Raw genomic sequence first — 13,202 nt, 5'->3', positions numbered from 1 at the left:
AACCTCGCCGGCGCCGGACCGTTTTCTAGGTCCGAGCGACCATTGGAGAGACGATCATGAGCATCGACAAGGACGACAACAAGCTGGGCATCGACAGCGACCGCACCGAAGGCAGCCTCAAGCAGGCCGGCGGCAAGCTCAAGGAAGGCGCCGGCGCGCTGTTCGGCGACAAGAAGCTCGAAGCCGAAGGCAAGGCCGACCAGGGCGAAGGCAAGCTCCAGAACGCTTGGGGCAGCATCAAGGACAAGGCCCGCGAGATCGTCGGCAGCGACGACGACAACAAGGACGTGAGCGACAACGACAACCGCTAATCGCGGATTGTCGGAAAAGAGGGCTCGGCGTGAAAGCGCCGGGCCCTTTTTGCGGGCTTAGTCCAGCCAGGTGGCGGAGCGGGAGGGATTCGAACCCTCGATACGGTTTTGCCGTATACTCACTTTCCAGGCGAGCGCCTTCGACCACTCGGCCACCGCTCCGCACTGATTGAGGTGCCTGGAAGCAGCGCTCTCTAGGGAAGCGGGGCGCCAGCGACAAGCCACCCGCTGGCCGTTGCCGCCGCGCTCGGCTAGGCGCTTGATCAATGCGCGCCTTCGGTCCGTCCCCTTCCGCCGCCGAGATCGAGGCGCTGGCGCGCGCCGCGCTCGAGCGATTGCCTGAGCCGTTCGCCAGCCACCTCGACGGCGTCGTCCTGCAGGTCGAGGAATTCGCCGACGAGGACGTGCTGCGTGAGATGGGGATCGAGGACCCGTTCGACCTGTCGGGGCTCTACACCGGCCGCCCGCTGACCGAGCGCAGCTCGACCGACAGCGGCAGCCTGCCCGACCGCATCCAGCTGTTCCGTCGCCCCCTGCTCGACGAATGGGCGGCCGAGGGCGAGGAGCTCGAGACTTTGGTCACCCATGTCCTGATCCACGAGGTCGGGCATCATTTCGGTTTTTCCGACGACGACATGCACGCGCTCGAAGACGAGGCCGAGTGAGCGACTTGCTGCGGTTCGCCGAGGTCGCCTGCTGGCGTGGCGGGCGGCTGTTGTTTTCGGACCTGTCGTTCGAGCTGGGGGCCGGCGACGGGCTGTGGCTGCGCGGGCCCAACGGGGTCGGCAAGTCGAGCGCGCTGAGGCTGGCGGCGGGGCTATTGAAGCCGCTCAGCGGGACGATCGAAGCGGCGCCGGCGGCGCTGGCGGACGAGGCGCTGGCGCTCGACCGCGAATTGCCACTGCGGCGGGCGCTGCGCTTCTGGACCGAGGATGCGGCGGCGCTGGACGGCGCGCTCAAGGCGCTCGATCTCTCGCGCCTTGCCGACGTGCCGGTGCGGCTGCTGTCGACCGGGCAGGCACGGCGAGCACGGCTCGCGCGGGTGGCGGCGTCGGGGGCGCAGCTATGGCTGCTCGACGAGCCACTGAGCGGGCTCGATGCGGACAGCATTGGGTTGGTCGCCGCGCTGATCGAGCGCCACCGGGCCGAGGGCGGCGCGGTGCTGGCAACCTCGCATCAGCCGATGCCCGGCGCGGGCTGGCGCGCGCTAGATCTCGCCGCATGACCGGGCGGCTGATCCTCCGCGAGGTGCGGCGCGCGCTGAGCGCGGCGGCGTGGCTGCCGCTCGCTTTCTTCCTGCTGGTGGTGGCGGTGGTGCCGTTCGCGGTCGGGCCCGATGCGCGCTTGCTGGCGCGAATCGGCGGTGGGGCGCTGTGGATCGCGGCGCTGACCGCCGCGCTGCTGCCGATCGAGCGGCTGATCGAGCCCGACCGCGCCGATGGGGTGCTCGACCAGCTGGCGGTCGCCGGCGTGGCTGACGAAGTGACCGCCTCGGCCAAGATCGCGGGGCACTGGCTGACCTTCGGGCCGCTGCTGCTGCTCGCCGCGCTGCCGGGGGCGGCGCTGCTCGGACTCGACGGAGCGGCGCTCGGCCGGGGCCTGGCCAGTCTGGCGGTGGGGACGCCGGCCCTCGCCGCGCTGGCGGTGGCGGTGGCGAGCCTGACGGCGGGCCTGCGCGGCGCGGCGGCCCTGGGTGGGCTGCTGCTGCTACCGCTGGCGGTGCCGTTGCTGATTTTCGGAGCGGGCGCGGCGGCGGGCGAACCGGGCGCGCTGGCGCTCGAAGCTGCGACTGCCCTGTTCATCACCGCTGGCGCGCCGTTCGTCGGCGGCGCGGGCTTGCGGGCCTTGCGGACCTAGTCGCGCCGCCACCGCGCGAAAATGGCCGTCGGGAGGAGCAGCCCGCGCGCTTCCTCGCGCACCGCCATCTCGCCGCATTCGACCGTCCCGCCCAAATCGGCGAGGGTCTGGCGGAGGAGTTCGGCGATGCTCAGCGCACTCATCCGCACGGCGTAGACGGTGAGGACGAGGAAGCGGCTGTTCTCGTCGAGCAGCTGGCGGCAGTCGGCGAGCAGGGGGGCGAGATGCTCCTCGAGGCGCCACATCTCCCCGGTCGGACCGCGGCCGAACTTGGGCGGGTCGAGCAGGATCCCGTCGTAGCGGCGCCCGCGGCGGACCTCGCGCGCGGTGAATTTGGTGGCGTCGTCGACGATCCAGCGGATCGGCCGCTCGGTCATGTTCGAGAGGGCCGCGTTGGCGCGGCCGCCTTCGACACTCTTCTTGGAGGCGTCGACGTGGACCATCCGCGCTCCCGCCTCGCTCAGCAGCAAGGTGCCGACCCCGGTGTAGCCGAACAGGTTGAGCACGTCGGCGTCGGCCGAGCGCGCGCGCATCCAGTCCCATTGCGGCGCCATGTCGGGGAAGAAGCCCAGGTGGCGGAACGGGGTCAGGCTGGCGTGGAAGCGGACGCCGTCGCGCTGCAGCGGCCAGCTGGCCCGGACGGGGCGCTGGTGGACCCAGCGGCCGCCGCCGTCCTCGTCGCTGCCGGGAACGAATTCGGCATCGGCGGACCAGTCGTCGCTCGCAGGCGCCCACATCGCCTGCGGCTCGGGGCGGATCACCCGAACGTCGCCGTAGCGCTCAAGCTTGCGGCCGTGGCCGCTGTCGAGGAGGCCGCAGTCGGCCCACGGCTCGGCGACGATCGTCTGGAGGTCGGTCATGCGGCGAGCGCCAGCTTGCCCCCGCCGATCGCGGCAAAGGCAGGGCGCTGGCCAAGCATCGCGGTGCCCGCGGCGCAGGCAGCGGCGGCATCGACCGCGGCGAGCTCGGCGAGCGATTCGTCGAGGCTCATCAGCCGGCCGAACAGCTCAACCGAGCGGGCATGATGGTCGGCGCGGCCCTGCACGGTTTCGAGGCTCATCCGCAGCTGCGCTTCGATCTGGGCCTTGGCGCGGGCGACTTCGGGGTCGCTTAGCGTCTCGGCGGCGGCGGCGACGACGTCCTGCGCGAGCGCCAGCGCGGCGGGGGCGTCCTTGCGGTCGGTGGCCGCGCTGACCGCGAACAGGCCGGTGTCGGCGAATCCCTGCACCCAGGCGTAGATCGAATAAGCGAGGCCGCGCTCCTCGCGCAGCTGCTGGAACAGCCGCGAGGACATTCCGCCGCCGACCGCTTGCGAGAATACCGCGGCGGCGGGCATGGCCGGATCGGCGCCGGGCGGGGCGGCCCAGCCGAGGTGCCAGTGGGCCTGAGCGGTGCGGCGTTGCTGCTGGCGGGCGAGACCGGTGAAGCGGGCGGGCGGCTGGGCTGCGGGGTGGCCCGGCGCGAGATCGCCGAAACGCGCCTCGGCCATGGCAAGCAGGCGCTCGGGCGCGACCGCGCCGGTGCCGACCAGCAGCAATCGCTCCGGGCTGAACTGGTTGCCAAGCCAACCGTGGAGGTCGGCGACCGCGAAGCCGGTGATCGACGGCTCCGTCCCGATGACCGGGCGGCCGAGCGGCTGGTCGGGAAAAGCGGCTTCGAACAACAGGTCGCCCGACAGGTCCTCGGGATTGTCGAGGATCTCACCCAGCTCGGAGAGGATGACGCCCTTCTCGCGCTCGAGCTCGGCGGCGTCGAAGTGGGGCGCGCGGACGAGGTCGGCGATCAGCTCGACCGCGAGGGGGACGTCGGCAGGAAGGACGCGGGCGTGGAAAGCGGTCTGGTCGCGCGCGGTCCAGGCATTCAGCGAGCCGCCGACATGCTCGATGTCCTCGGCGATCGCGCGGGCGTCGCGGCTGCCGGCGCCCTTGAACACCATATGCTCGACCATGTGGGCGAGGCCGCCTTTGCCGACCGGCTCGAAGCGCGAACCGACCGCGGCGTAGAGGCCGACCGCCGCCGACTGCGCGCCGGGCATCGGGTCGGCGACGACCGCCATCCCGTTGGCGAGCCGGTGGAGCGACGCGCTCATGGGCGCGCCTTTCGCAGACGGGTGGCGACGGCGATCACGTAGATGGTGAGCGCGACCGCGGCGAACAGGAACCACTGGACGGCGTAGGACCAGCTGCTGTTCCCCTCGGCATCGGCGCCCGGGGCGGGGTTGGCGGCGAGGCCCGCGAGCGGCGGGGCGGCGACCAGCATCAGCGTGCGCGGCTGATGGTGGAAGAGGCGCACCGAGAGCGGCCGTTCGTCGGGCGCATAGTCGATGATGCCGCTGACCGGGCCGCCAGCCCACTGCACTTTCTGATTGGGATCGCGGGTGGTGCCGAGCTGGACGGTGAGGCCCGGCCCTTCGGCCCCGGTGCGGCAGGCGGCGAGCACGCGGAAACCGGCGCCGCCAGCGCCGAGCGTCTGGACGGAGACCGGCGACAGGCAGAAACCGCTGGCGCGGCGGTAGAGCCACTGATCGCCGACCGGACTGGCGGGAAAGGCCATCGGCGGGAGGTGGAGGTTCTGCGCCTGCAGTGAGGCCTGGCGATCGCGCTGGTGGGCACGGTCGAGCTGCCAGAAGCCGAGGCGGATCAGCACGCCGACCAGCAGCAGCACCAGGATGGTGGGTACTATCAGCTGGCGGCGGTTCATTTCACCAGCCGCCCTTCGCGCGCGCGGTTGCGATATTCTGCGCCAAGCAGCCACGCCTTGGCCAGCCGCAACCCGCCACCGGTCAGGACGAGCCCGATCGGCAGCCAGACGAGATGGACCCACCACGGCGGCTCATGGCTGGCGTCGAGCACCAGCGCGGCGATCACCAGGATCGCGCCGACGATCAGGATGAGGAAGGCGGCGGGACCGTCACCGACGTTGAACTGGGTGTAGTCGAGGCCGCAGGCGCTGCAGCGGTCGGCGAAACGAACAGGGCCGGCAAACAGCCGGCCCTTTCCGCAACGGGGGCAGGTTCCTTTCAACGCCGTCACCAGCACGTCGGGCTCCTGCCGCTCGTCGGCTGAGGTCACCCGTGCATCGGGGCGCCCCATCCGCCCCAGATGTAGATGGAGACGAACAGGAACAGCCACACCACGTCGACGAAGTGCCAGTACCAGGCCGCCGCTTCGAAGCCGAAGTGCTGCTTGGGGGTGAAGTCGCCCTTCACCGCGCGCAGGTAGCAGACGATCAGGAAGATGGTGCCGATGATGACGTGGGCGCCGTGGAAGCCGGTCGCCATGAAGAAGGCCGAGGTGTAGATGTTGGCCGGGCTCTCCGCCGTCGCATGCTCGGACGAGAAGCTGAAGGGCGCGTGAATATATTCATACGCCTGGATGCAGGTGAAGGTGATGCCGAGCAGGATGGTCAGCAGCAGCCCGTTCTTCAGGCCCTTGCGGTCGCCGTGGATCAGCGAATGGTGCGCCCAGGTGACGGTGGTGCCCGAGCACAGCAGGATCAGCGTGTTCAGGAGCGGGAAGCCGAACGGGTTCAGCACCTCCATGCCCTTGGGCGGCCACTGCGCGCCGACGCTCTCGGCCGCGCTGGGGAACAGCGCGTTCATGAAATAGGCCCAGAACCAGGCGACGAAGAACATCACCTCGGAGGCGATGAACAGGATCATCCCGTAGCGCAGGTGAAGCTGGACGATCGGGGTGTGATCGCCGGCATGCGCCTCGTGGATCACGTCGCGCCACCAGCTGAACATCACCGCCAGCACGCCAAGCAGGCCCGCGATGCAGACGAACTTGCCGTAGGGGTTGTCGTGCATCCACATCACCCCGCCGCCCGTCAGGAGCAGCGCGGAGAAGCTGCCGGCCAGCGGCCACAGGCTCGGCGGCAGGATGTGGTAGGGATGGTTCTTGGTGCTAGCGGCCATCGATGGTCCCGTGTTTCAAGCGAGTTTCGGGCGAGGCCTTAGCTGGCGCCTGCGGGTTTTTCCACCGGGTAAAACGTATAGCTCAGCGTGATCTCGTGAATGTCCTTGGTCGCCGGGTCCTTGCGGATCTGCGGATCGACGAAGAACACCACCGGCATATGCGCCTTCTGGCCCGGGCGCAGCGTCTGCTCGGTGAAGCAGAAGCACTGGATCTTGCTGAAATATTGGCCGGCAAGATCGGGCGAGACGTTGAACGCCGCACGACCGGTGGTGACGCGCGGGCTGTTGTTATGCGCGAAATAGCTGATCTGGGTCTTCTCGCCCGGGTGGATGGTGACGGTATTCTGCTCAGGGCGGAATTCCCACGGCAGCGCGGCGTTGATGTTGGCGTCGAAGCGGACGGTAATCTCTCCCGCCACCGCGCCCGGCGCGACCTCGGCGCGGCGCGGGGTGCCGCCGAAGCCGGTCGCCTGGCAGAAGGCGCGGTAGAGCGGCACGCAGGCGAAGGCGACACCGAGCATGAAGAGGACGAACAAGGCGGCGCGGATCGCGACCTTCTTGTTGCGCTTCTCGTGCTCGATCCGCTGGGGCGCGTTCACCGGTTCACCGTCAGCTTGGCGATGGTGATCGCGAAGGTCAGGACGACGAACAGGATGAGCAGGATGGCGGTGATCCGCGCGCCGCCCCGCTGGCGGGCACGGACGAGCTCATCTTCGGGACGGGGAGTGTTCATAGGGGCCACCAGCGGTCGGCGACGACCGCGCCGAACAGGACAAAGAGATAGATGATTGAATAAGCGAACAGCTGCTTTTCGGGCTTCATGCCGGCCGGCTCGGTCGCGCGGTTGCGCCACACCGCGATCGACAGCAGCAGAAACAGCGCCGAGCCAACCGCGGCAGTGACGCCATAGAGCGCGCCGGTCAGGCCGAGCGGCCAGGGCGCGACCGCCGCCGCGGCCATCGGCAGCGTGTAGAGCAGCACCTGCAGGCGGGTGTGCGGCAGCCCGGCGACCACGGGCAGCATCGGCACCCCGGCCTTGGCATAATCGGTCCGCACGAACAGGCTGAGCGCCCAGAAGTGCGGCGGGGTCCACAGGAAGATGAGCAGGAACAGCAGCACCGGCAGCAGCTCGATCCGCCCGGTCGCGGCGACCCAGCCGATCAGCGGCGGGAAAGCGCCGGCGGCGCCGCCGATAACGATGTTCTGCGGGGTCCGGCGCTTGAGCCAGACGGTGTAGATCACCGCGTAGAAGAAAATGGAGAAAGCGAGGATCAGCGCCGCCAGGTGATTGGTGGCGAGGTCCATCAGGATGACCGACATCGCCGATAGCCCGATGGCGAAATGGAGCGCGGTCTGACGATCGAGGCGGCCGGCGGGCAGCGGGCGCTTCTCGGTCCGCCGCATCATCGCGTCGAGGTCGGCCTCATACCACATGTTGAGCGCCGCCGCTCCGCCCGCGCCGAGCGCGATGCACAGCACAGCGGTGAACGCCAGCACCGGGTGCAGCGTCACCGGCGCGGCGAGCAGGCCGGCGAGGCCGGTGAAGACGACCAGCGTCATCACGCGCGGCTTGGTGAGCGCGAACAGGTCCCGCCAGTCGGCTGGCAGGGGCAAGGTGGTGGTGGCGGTCGGCATGAGTCTCGCGGCGCATATAGTGGGATGGCCCGGGCGGCGCTAGGCTGGCCGCATGACCCGTCGAATCGCCCTCGCGCTCGCCCTGCTCGCCGCCTTTCCGGCTTCCGCCCAGACTGTGCCGCCGCCCGCGTCCGCCCCTGCGGCACCGGCAGCGACGACCGATCTGGTGACCGTGGCGCTCGACACCGCCGCGGGACGGATCGTGCTCGCGCTCGACCGCGCCCACGCGCCGGCGACCACCGCCAACTTCCTGCGCTACGTCGATTCGAAGCGGTTCGACGGGAGCACTTTCTATCGCGCGATGCCCTATGGCGCGGGCAACGGCCTCATCCAGGCCGGGATCACCAAGGACGCGCGGCTGCTCTACCCGCCGGTCGCGCATGAGCCGCCGAGCCAGACCGGGCTCAAGATGGACGCCGGGGCGGTGGCGATGGCCAACCTCGGGCCGGGCACCGCCAAGTCGGACTTCTTCATCCTCGCCGGGCCGATCACGACGTTCGGCGACGCCTTCGCGGTGTTCGGCCATGTGGTCGAAGGGATGGACGTGGTGAAGGCGATCCTCGCCAGCCCGGTTTCGCCCGACAAGGGAATTGGCCCGATGAAGGGCCAGATGCTCGACCCCGCGGTCACCATCCGCACCGCGCGGCGGGTCGCCAACTAGGCCGACGCCTCGCTGGCGGCTGGCGTCGCCGGTGGCGCTCGTCGAAGCAGCACCACGATCGCGATGATCGGCAGCGTGGCGGTAATCAGCCAGTTGTCGGGGATCGGTCCGATCTGCCGAAAGCCCGCGGGCAGCAGCGAGAAGTAGAGCAGCTTGAGGCCGAGGTCGCCGCTTGGCCAGGCGATCGACAGCAGCATCCAGCCGGGCAGACAGCCGAGCGTCCACAGCAATCGCCGGCGAAACAGGCCGCTCCGCCAGACGCGGACGATCGCGGCGATCGACAGCGCCCAGGCGGCGAGCGGGATCAGCAGGAGAATGACGGCCTCTCGGCCGGCCGCGAGCGAGAAGCGGGTCGCTTCGTCGAGCGGACGCCCGAGAGGCTGCCAGAAAATGCCTCCGTCAGACCGGCTGTCGTCAGACCGCACGAGCATGATCGTGACCAACCCCGAGCGGGGCCCGTCGTCGAGCGCATAGACGAGGCGCGATCGCCGCGCCCCACCACCGCTCACCGTCCAGTAGCCGACCATGCGGGGCGTCACCTTCGGCGTCGCGACGGCAAGCTGGCGGAAGATGTCGGCCGGCACGCTCGTCCCCGCCGGCAAGGTCAGCTTGGCGGGATCGGCGGTCCCCCGCGCCTCGTCGATCGTTCGGAAATAGGCCATCGCCTGGCGCTGCTCGTCCGCCGGCGCGAAGGATGCCGGGTTGAGCGTGCATCCGCCCAGCAGCGTCAGCAGCACGCCCGCCAGCAGCGTGCGGAGGATGTCGGCCGGGCGCATCGACGACTGGCTCAGCGCCGTTCGCCCGCGCTTTGGGTGCGGGTCGCGGCGTAGGGCGCGCCGGCCAGCCAGCCCGGCCAGCGGTCGCTGTCGGCGACCATCTGGCCGACGCGATAGGCGGCCAGCGCTTCCTGGGCGGTGCCGGCGAAGGTCCACTTGGGGTCGAACTCGTCGCACGGCTGATGATAGCAGCGCGCATTGTAGGCGCCGACGATCCGCTGCCCGGCGGCAGTCCCGCCGACCTGGAGGTCCCGTCCCCCGCGGAAGGCGAGCACCGGCACCCCGCGCTGGGCGAAGGGGAAATGGTCCGAACGGAAATACCAGCCAGCCTCGGGGCTCGGCTCGGGATCGACCCGCAGCCCCTGCTCGCGGGCGGCCTGGACCAGCATCGCTTCGAGCTCGGACTGACCGGGGCCGATGAGTTCGAGGTTGCGCGCGGCGGGCAGCGCCACATGGGGGTCGAGGTTGATCACCGCCGCGGTGCGGGCGAGCGGGACCAGCGGGTGCGAGGCGAACCAGTCGGAGCCGAGCAGGCCCTTCTCCTCGGCGGTCCAGGCGGCGAAGACGATCGAGCGCTGCGGCCGCGGGCCGTGGGCGAAGGCACGCGCGATCTCGAGCATCTCCGACGTGCCGGTGGCATTGTCGATCGCGCCGTTGCGGATGCTGTCGCCGCGCGCGTCGGGACCGTTGTGGCCGTTGGCGTCCCAATGCGCCCCGTAGAGGACATAGTCGTTGGGCCGCGCCGCGCCGCGCAGGATGCCGACGACATTGTGGCTGACGACGTTGGTCGCGCGGTTGGTGGCGTCGACGCTGACCGTGCCAGGGAGCGCGAAGGCGCGGAAGGCGGCGCTGCGGGCGCGCTGCTTCAAGGCCGGCAGGGTGTAGCCGGCGCGCGCGAGCAGCGGCAGGATCGCCGGGCCGCGGACGATGCCGCTGAACCTGATGCTGGTCGGCTTCAGGGGCGCATAGCTGAAGGCCGGCACGCGGATGCTGCCGCCGACCTGGCTGTAGGGCCAGCTGTAGGCGGCTTCCTCGTGGATGAAGAGCACGCCCGCGGCGCCGGCCTTGGCCGCGGCGACGACCTTGGCCCCGCCGCGCCCGGCGAAGGACAAAGCGCGGCCACCGAAGCCGAGGTCGCGCCCGGCCTCGAAGTCGGGATCGTTGGCGAGCATCACCACCACCTTGCCGCGCACGTCGACCCCCTGGAACGCGTCCCAGCCGCGGGCCGGATCGGGCGCGCCCCAGCCGGCGAACACCAGCGGCAGGCCGGTGAGGTGGGTGCGGCCGGGCGCGGTCGGGTTGATGTCGAGGTCGGGGCCGTCGCGCAGCACGGCCGGGCGGCCGCGCATGGCGACCGTCAGGCGCCCGCCGGGCAGCGTGTCGAGGCGGACGAAGTTGATCGGCTGATACCAGCTCCCGCCCTCGCCCGCCGGCTGCAGCCCCGCCGCCGCCATCTGCCGCGCGATATAGGCGATCGCCTTCTGCTCGCCCGGCTCACCGGGACCACGTCCTTCGAACGCATCGGAGGAAAGCATGCGGACGTCGGCCTTGATCCGGGCGGGATCGATCGGGCCGGCGCCGGTGAGGGCAAGGAACAGGGCGGGTGCCAGGAGGAGGGTACGCATCGCCGTAGTGGAGCGCTCCTGAGCCGCGCGTGCAAGGCCAAAAACAGCGCGGTCGAGTCGCTCCATTGACTCGCGTGCCGGACTCGCGGGAATAAGAACAAAAGTAGAACAAGAACGTTGCGAGTCGTGTGGAACGAGGTCTGCCCTCCGTCCCCGGCGGGGAATCCGCGCGGGTTGAACAGCCCCTGCCGTTGTCGGCGGCGGGCGGACCGACGCTGTCCGAATTGTTCGCCGCGAGCCCGCGCGACGCGGGCTGGGCGGGGTTCCTGCTTAGGCAGCTCGACCCGGCCAGGCCGCTGTTGTGGGTGCAGGAAAGGATGGCGATCCTCGAGGGCGGGCGGGTCCATCCCGCCGGGCTCGGGCGCCACGGCCAGGGGCTCATCCATGTCGAGGCGCGCGACGCCCGGGCGGCGCTGTGGGCGATGGAGGAGGGCCTGCGATGCCCGGCCCTGAGCGCCGTGATCGGCGAAGTGTGGGGGGACCCCGCCGCGCTCGACTTCACCGCGACCCGGCGGCTGGCGGTGGCCGCCGAACGTCATGGCGTGGCCGCCTGTTTGATAAGGCTGGGCGGCCACGCCAATTTGAGCGGCGCGCGCTTCCGCTGGCGGCTGGCGAGCGCGCCGAGTTTGGCCCATCCGCTCGACCATCGCGCGCCGGGCGAACCGCGCTGGGAGGCCGAGCTGTTCCGTGCGCGCGGACGCCCCCCGGGGCGCTGGGTGATGGCCGGTGACGGATCAACGGATCTGCTCCCTGTGGCTGCCCCGGCTGGCGATCGAGCGGTGGGCGAGGACAGGCCCCTCGACGTCGCTCGGGACAGGCCCCTCGACGCCGCTCGGGACAGGCCCCTCGACGTCGCTCGGGACAGGCGACGATCAGCCTGAGCGGCCCGTCGTCCTCACGGTCGAGGCGCAGCACGGCCAGCTGATCCACGCCGCCACCGACGCCGCGCTGGCGGGCGGGGCGCGGGTCGGCGGGCGGCTGACCGACGCCCGCGCGCTCGACCCCGCGCTCGAGGCGGTGCCGGCCGATGTCGCGGGCGATGCCGCTTGGTTGCGCGCGCTGGCGCTGTGGGCGGCCCGCTGGTCGCCGCTGGTCGAGCTCGACGGGACCGACGCGCTGCGGCTCGACCTGACCGGGATCGCGCACCTGTTCGGCGGCGAGGCGCGGCTGCTGGCCGAGATGGAGGCGCGGATCGCGGCGCTTGGCTTCACCACCCGCGCGGCGATCGCGCCGACCGCGGGCGCGGCGTGGGCGCTGGCGCGGTTCGGCGGCAACACCGACCAGGCGTCGACGGCACGGCTAGCGGTGCTGCTCGCCCCCCTCCCCGTCGCCGCGCTGCGTCTGAGCCCGCAAGCGACTCACATCCTCGTCCGGCTCGGCCTCAAGACCATCGGCGACTTGGCCGGCGTGCCGCGCAAGGCGCTCGCGCGGCGCTTCCGCGAGGCCGAGCATCCCTTGGACGCGCTCGACCGCGCATTGGGCCGCAAGCCCGAGCCGCTGACTGGGGTCCGCCCCGACCCGCCGCCGTGCGCATTGCTGCGGATGCAGGAGCCGGTCACCCACCCCGAGGCGGGACCCCAGGCGCTGGCGCTGCTGGTGCCGCGGCTGGTCGCCGAGCTGCAGACGCGCAAGCTGGGCGCACGCGCGCTGGTGCTGACCGGCTACCGGGTCGACGGGACGCTGAGCGAGGCGAGCGCCGCCACCTCCATCCCGACCCGCGATCCCAGGCACCTCGCCCGGCTGCTCGCCGACAAGGCTCAGACGATCGATCCCGGCTTCGGGGTCGACGCCTTCGCGCTGACCGCGAGCTGGGCCGAGCGGCTCGACGCGGGGCAGGACGCGCTGGTCGGCGAGCCGTCGGGCGAGACCAGGCTGGCCGAGCTGATCGACCGGCTGAGCGTCAAGCTGGGGCCCGACAAGGTGCGACGGCCAGCGCCGCGCGAGAGCCATTTGCCCGAGCGGGCGAGCGGGTGGGTCGCGGGGGTGGCTGCGAATACCCCCGCTCGTCCTGAGCGGACCCCGGACTTGATCCGGGGGAAGTCGAAGGGCGTGTTGCCACACGAACGCCCTTCGACTGCGGCCTACGGCCTCCGCTCAGGACGAACGAGTAGTGCGGTGGATTCCCCCCAGCGCCTGCTCGACACGCCCGAGGCGATCGCGGTCATCTATGCGACACCCGAGGGCCTCCCCCGCCGCTTCGTCTGGCGGCGCAAGGTGCATGACATCGCCCGCGCGCAGGGGCCGCAGCGGATCGCCCCCGAATGGTGGCGCGAACGCTCGACCGCGCGCTTGCGCGATTATTACAAGGTCGAGGACGAGGCCGGCTGCCGCTTCTGGATCTTCCGCGAAGGGCTGGTCGGCGACGGGCGCGGCGGGCCGCCCGAATGGTTCGTCCACGGGCTGTTCGCATGAGCCGCCGCC

The 13,202-nt window shown here is 71.1% G+C and carries 17 protein-coding genes and 1 tRNA gene; 7 read left to right on the top strand and 11 right to left on the bottom strand.

Going from position 1 to position 13,202, the window contains the following annotated elements:
• The first annotated feature begins 56 nt into the window (after positions 1-56).
• Positions 57-311: a CsbD family protein gene (locus GCU42_RS11460; RefSeq protein ID WP_205214968.1), complete on the top strand. Its 255-nt coding sequence runs from the start codon at positions 57-59 to the stop codon at positions 309-311.
• A 71-nt stretch (positions 312-382) separates the two neighbouring features.
• Here GCU42_RS11460 and GCU42_RS11455 read toward each other — a convergent pair.
• A tRNA-Ser gene (locus GCU42_RS11455) sits at positions 383-473 on the bottom strand.
• 104 nt (positions 474-577) lie between these two features.
• On the opposite strand from GCU42_RS11455, the gene GCU42_RS11450 reads away from it, so the two are divergent.
• From GCU42_RS11450 to GCU42_RS11440, 3 genes are read left to right on the top strand one after another with little or no spacing between them, the layout of a single operon-like run.
• On the top strand, positions 578-976 hold the full coding sequence (locus GCU42_RS11450; RefSeq protein ID WP_114227629.1) for a metallopeptidase family protein: 399 nt from the start codon (positions 578-580) through the stop codon (positions 974-976).
• Positions 973-1,536 carry a heme ABC exporter ATP-binding protein CcmA gene (gene ccmA / locus GCU42_RS11445; protein ID WP_114227628.1) on the top strand — a complete coding sequence of 188 codons (564 nt, stop codon included), beginning with the start codon at positions 973-975 and terminating at the stop codon, positions 1,534-1,536. Before GCU42_RS11450 ends, ccmA begins: the two co-directional genes overlap by 4 nt.
• Entirely contained in the window at positions 1,533-2,168 is a 636-nt protein-coding gene (locus GCU42_RS11440) for a heme exporter protein CcmB (protein WP_114227627.1), read from the top strand. The genes ccmA and GCU42_RS11440 overlap by 4 nt, the downstream gene beginning before the upstream one ends.
• On the opposite strand, the gene GCU42_RS11435 is transcribed toward GCU42_RS11440, so the two are convergent.
• Genes GCU42_RS11435 through GCU42_RS11405 form a run of 8 tightly spaced genes read right to left on the bottom strand, consistent with a single transcriptional unit; the run spans position 2,165 to position 7,719 of the window.
• Entirely contained in the window at positions 2,165-3,028 is an 864-nt protein-coding gene (locus GCU42_RS11435; protein WP_114227626.1) for a class I SAM-dependent methyltransferase, read from the bottom strand. The two genes, GCU42_RS11440 and GCU42_RS11435, sit on opposite strands and share 4 nt — an antisense overlap.
• Positions 3,025-4,257, bottom strand: coding sequence for a M16 family metallopeptidase (locus GCU42_RS11430; protein ID WP_114227625.1), 1,233 nt, complete (start codon positions 4,255-4,257; stop codon positions 3,025-3,027). The genes GCU42_RS11435 and GCU42_RS11430 overlap by 4 nt, the downstream gene beginning before the upstream one ends.
• Positions 4,254-4,868 carry an SURF1 family cytochrome oxidase biogenesis protein gene (locus tag GCU42_RS11425; RefSeq protein WP_114227624.1) on the bottom strand — a complete coding sequence of 205 codons (615 nt, stop codon included), beginning with the start codon at positions 4,866-4,868 and terminating at the stop codon, positions 4,254-4,256. Before GCU42_RS11425 ends, GCU42_RS11430 begins: the two co-directional genes overlap by 4 nt.
• Complete coding sequence (locus GCU42_RS11420; RefSeq protein ID WP_114227623.1) at positions 4,865-5,260, bottom strand: DUF983 domain-containing protein; 396 nt, start codon at positions 5,258-5,260, stop codon at positions 4,865-4,867. The genes GCU42_RS11425 and GCU42_RS11420 overlap by 4 nt, the downstream gene beginning before the upstream one ends.
• On the bottom strand, positions 5,236-6,084 hold the full coding sequence (locus GCU42_RS11415) for a cytochrome c oxidase subunit 3 (protein ID WP_114227622.1): 849 nt from the start codon (positions 6,082-6,084) through the stop codon (positions 5,236-5,238). The genes GCU42_RS11420 and GCU42_RS11415 overlap by 25 nt, the downstream gene beginning before the upstream one ends.
• Positions 6,085-6,122: 38 nt before the next feature.
• Positions 6,123-6,683, bottom strand: a complete 561-nt coding sequence (locus GCU42_RS11410) for a cytochrome c oxidase assembly protein (protein ID WP_114227621.1) — start codon at positions 6,681-6,683, stop codon at positions 6,123-6,125.
• Positions 6,680-6,817, bottom strand: coding sequence for a hypothetical protein (locus tag GCU42_RS15095; protein ID WP_168713119.1), 138 nt, complete (start codon positions 6,815-6,817; stop codon positions 6,680-6,682). Before GCU42_RS15095 ends, GCU42_RS11410 begins: the two co-directional genes overlap by 4 nt.
• Positions 6,814-7,719 carry a heme o synthase gene (locus tag GCU42_RS11405; RefSeq protein ID WP_114227620.1) on the bottom strand — a complete coding sequence of 302 codons (906 nt, stop codon included), beginning with the start codon at positions 7,717-7,719 and terminating at the stop codon, positions 6,814-6,816. The genes GCU42_RS15095 and GCU42_RS11405 overlap by 4 nt, the downstream gene beginning before the upstream one ends.
• 52 nt (positions 7,720-7,771) lie before the next feature.
• Between GCU42_RS11405 and GCU42_RS11400 the strand changes: the two genes are divergently transcribed.
• A complete protein-coding gene (locus GCU42_RS11400; protein WP_114227619.1) occupies positions 7,772-8,380 on the top strand; it encodes a peptidylprolyl isomerase in 609 nt (202 codons plus the stop codon).
• On the opposite strand, the gene GCU42_RS11395 is transcribed toward GCU42_RS11400, so the two are convergent.
• Entirely contained in the window at positions 8,377-9,156 is a 780-nt protein-coding gene (locus GCU42_RS11395; RefSeq protein WP_114227618.1) for a hypothetical protein, read from the bottom strand. The genes GCU42_RS11400 and GCU42_RS11395 overlap by 4 nt on opposite strands.
• Positions 9,157-9,167: 11 nt before the next feature.
• Positions 9,168-10,781 (bottom strand): M28 family peptidase, encoded by a 1,614-nt coding sequence (locus tag GCU42_RS11390; protein ID WP_162789206.1) that lies wholly within the window; start codon positions 10,779-10,781, stop codon positions 9,168-9,170.
• 191 nt (positions 10,782-10,972) lie between these two features.
• Here GCU42_RS11390 and GCU42_RS15090 point away from each other — a divergent pair, with 191 nt between their 5' ends.
• Both GCU42_RS15090 and GCU42_RS11385 read left to right on the top strand, forming a co-directional pair.
• Complete coding sequence (locus tag GCU42_RS15090; RefSeq protein ID WP_114227616.1) at positions 10,973-11,662, top strand: ImuA family protein; 690 nt, start codon at positions 10,973-10,975, stop codon at positions 11,660-11,662.
• Positions 11,547-13,193 carry a Y-family DNA polymerase gene (locus GCU42_RS11385; protein WP_240309469.1) on the top strand — a complete coding sequence of 549 codons (1,647 nt, stop codon included), beginning with the start codon at positions 11,547-11,549 and terminating at the stop codon, positions 13,191-13,193. The genes GCU42_RS15090 and GCU42_RS11385 overlap by 116 nt, the downstream gene beginning before the upstream one ends.
• Positions 13,194-13,202 lie beyond the last annotated feature (9 nt).

The organism is Sphingomonas ginsengisoli An et al. 2013, from assembly GCF_009363895.1.
Classification (GTDB): Bacteria; Pseudomonadota; Alphaproteobacteria; order Sphingomonadales; family Sphingomonadaceae; genus Sphingomicrobium; species Sphingomicrobium ginsengisoli.
The sequence above is the reverse complement of the archived record's forward strand: the minus strand, read 5'-3'. Positions and strand labels throughout refer to the sequence as shown.

Excerpts from the sequence above, each read along its gene's own strand:
- GCU42_RS11460 (WP_205214968.1), top strand. The coding sequence starts at position 57 with ATGAGCATCGACAAGGACGACAACAAGCTGGGCATCGACAGCGACCGC.
- GCU42_RS11450 (WP_114227629.1), top strand. The coding sequence starts at position 578 with ATGCGCGCCTTCGGTCCGTCCCCTTCCGCCGCCGAGATCGAGGCGCTG.
- GCU42_RS11440 (WP_114227627.1), top strand. The coding sequence starts at position 1,533 with ATGACCGGGCGGCTGATCCTCCGCGAGGTGCGGCGCGCGCTGAGCGCG.
- GCU42_RS11435 (WP_114227626.1), bottom strand. The coding sequence starts at position 3,028 with ATGACCGACCTCCAGACGATCGTCGCCGAGCCGTGGGCCGACTGCGGC.
- GCU42_RS11430 (WP_114227625.1), bottom strand. The coding sequence starts at position 4,257 with ATGAGCGCGTCGCTCCACCGGCTCGCCAACGGGATGGCGGTCGTCGCC.
- GCU42_RS11425 (WP_114227624.1), bottom strand. The coding sequence starts at position 4,868 with ATGAACCGCCGCCAGCTGATAGTACCCACCATCCTGGTGCTGCTGCTG.
- GCU42_RS11420 (WP_114227623.1), bottom strand. The coding sequence starts at position 5,260 with ATGGGGCGCCCCGATGCACGGGTGACCTCAGCCGACGAGCGGCAGGAG.
- GCU42_RS11415 (WP_114227622.1), bottom strand. The coding sequence starts at position 6,084 with ATGGCCGCTAGCACCAAGAACCATCCCTACCACATCCTGCCGCCGAGC.
- GCU42_RS15095 (WP_168713119.1), bottom strand. The coding sequence starts at position 6,817 with ATGAACACTCCCCGTCCCGAAGATGAGCTCGTCCGTGCCCGCCAGCGG.
- GCU42_RS11405 (WP_114227620.1), bottom strand. The coding sequence starts at position 7,719 with ATGCCGACCGCCACCACCACCTTGCCCCTGCCAGCCGACTGGCGGGAC.
- GCU42_RS11400 (WP_114227619.1), top strand. The coding sequence starts at position 7,772 with ATGACCCGTCGAATCGCCCTCGCGCTCGCCCTGCTCGCCGCCTTTCCG.
- GCU42_RS11395 (WP_114227618.1), bottom strand. The coding sequence starts at position 9,156 with ATGCGCCCGGCCGACATCCTCCGCACGCTGCTGGCGGGCGTGCTGCTG.
- GCU42_RS11390 (WP_162789206.1), bottom strand. The coding sequence starts at position 10,781 with ATGCGTACCCTCCTCCTGGCACCCGCCCTGTTCCTTGCCCTCACCGGC.